This is a genomic window from Micromonospora sp. KC207 (genome assembly GCF_004348615.1).
Classification (GTDB): Bacteria; Actinomycetota; Actinomycetes; order Mycobacteriales; family Micromonosporaceae; genus Micromonospora.
This window is the reverse complement of the sequence record NZ_SMKJ01000538.1, coordinates 1-2,076: the sequence shown is the minus strand read 5'-3', so window position 1 is coordinate 2,076 and position 2,076 is coordinate 1. Positions and strand designations below refer to the sequence as shown.

The 2,076-nt window shown below is 71.2% G+C and carries 1 protein-coding gene; it reads left to right on the top strand.

Going from position 1 to position 2,076, the window contains the following annotated elements:
• The coding region (locus E1258_RS32250) for a beta-ketoacyl reductase (protein WP_132407717.1) at positions 1-2,076 on the top strand (2,076 nt) is incomplete at both ends.

Below are 2,076 nucleotides of genomic sequence, written 5' to 3'. Positions count from 1 at the left end.
CGACCCCGACGAGAGGTCTTGCCGTTGTTGGTGCCGACGCCGATCCGGTAGGGGGTCTGCGGTATCGGGTCAGTTGGAAACCGCTGCCGCCGGGCGACCCCCGACACCTCACCGACCGCTGGCTGCTCATCGCCGACCCGGAGACCGCCGGCTCGGAACTGGCCGGTGACATCGAGGCGGCGCTGGTACGCAGGGGGGCCGAGGTCGAGCTGCTGACCGTGGACCCGCTCGCGGACCGGGCCCGGATCGCCGAACTGCTCGCCTCCACGACGGACGGGTCGACGCCGCTGTCGGGTGCCGTATCCCTGCTCGGTCTCGCACAGAACCCGCATCCCGTATACGCCTCCGTCGGACTGGGCGTGGTGTCGTCGCTGGCGCTGATACAGGCGATCGGTGACGCGGGGATGGAAGCCCCACTGTGGAGCGTGACCCAGAAGGCCGCGGCTGTGACGCCCCGGGAGGTGCCGGATGTGTTCGGCGCGCAGGTGTGGGCGTTCGGGCGGGTGGCCGCCCTGGAACTGCCGGACCGCTGGGGCGGCCTGGTCGACCTTCCGCCCGTACCGGATGCCCGGACGCTGGACCAGCTTGCCAACACCCTGGCGGGGGCGGACGGCGAGGACCAGATCGCGGTACGCGGAGCGGGAACCTACGCGCGTCGGGTGACGCGCGCCGCAGGTACCGCGCGTCGGGCATGGCGCCCTCGCGGGAACATCCTGGTTACCGGGGGTACGGGAAGTCTGGGTGCCCGGGTGGCGCTGTGGCTCGCCCGTAACGGCGCCGAGCGTCTCGTGCTCACCAGTCGTCGGGGTGCCCAAGCCCCCGGAGCGGCGGTACTGGAAGCTGACCTTCGTGCCCTCGGCGCCGAGGTGGCCATCGTCGCCTGCGACGTCGCGGACCGGGCTGCGCTGTCCGACGTCCTGACGGCCTACCCGCCCACCGCGGTCTTCCACACCGCCGGAGTCCTGCACGACGGGGTGATAGACACGCTCGGCGCCGAGCACTTCGACGAGGTGTTCCGCCCGAAGACCGTTGCCGCGCTGCTGCTCGACGAGCTAACCCACCGCCAGGAACTGGATGCCTTCGTCCTCTTCTCGTCGGTCACCGGCGTCTGGGGCAACGGCGGCCAGGCGGCGTACGCGGCGGCCAACGCTTCCCTGGACGCCCTCGCGGAGCGGCGCCGTGCCGCGGGTCTTCCGGCCACCTCCATAGCCTGGGGACTGTGGGGCGGCGGCGGCATGGCCGAGGGGGCCGGCGAGCGGAACCTGAACCGTCGTGGCATCGCGGCCATGGACCCGGAGCGCGGCATCGCAGCTCTCCAGCAGGCACTCGACCGCGACGACGTGTGCGTCACCATCACCGATGTCGACTGGGCGGACTTCGCGCCGCGTCTCGCCGAACTGCGTTCGGGGCGGCTCTTCGACGACGTGCCCGAAGCCAGGAGCGCGCTCGACGCCCGCAAGGCTGACGCCGAATCGTCGACCGCCGGCCTCGCGCAGCGGGTCGCGGGGATGTCCGACGCGGAACGTCACCGGGTTCTCCTCCAAGTGGTACGGGCGGAGGCGGCGGCGGTCCTACGGCACGAGACGGTGGATGCCGTCGCGCCCACCCGGGCCTTCAAGGCCGCCGGCTTCGACTCGCTCACGGCGCTGGAACTGCGCAACCGCCTGAACATCACGACCGGGCTGACCCTGCCCTCGACGGTCGTCTTCGACCACCCCACCCCGTCCGCGTTGGCGAAGTTCGTGGAGGGCGTCCTCGTCGGTGTCTCTGCGGAGGAAGCCCCGCTGGCTGCCGCGGCCGTGCCCGTCGACGAACCTATCGCGATCGTCGGCATGGCCTGCCGCTACCCCGGCGGGGCGGACACTCCCGAGAAGCTCTGGGACCTCCTGCTGGACGGGGCTGACGTCATCGGCCCGGCCCCCGACGACCGGGGCTGGGACGTGGACTCCTTCTTCGATCCGGTGCCGGGCGTTGTCGGGAAGTCGTATGTGCGGGAGGGGGGGTTTGTGTATGACGCGGGTTTGTTCGATGCGGAGTTTTTTGGGATTTCGCCGCGTGAGGCGGTAACGATGGATC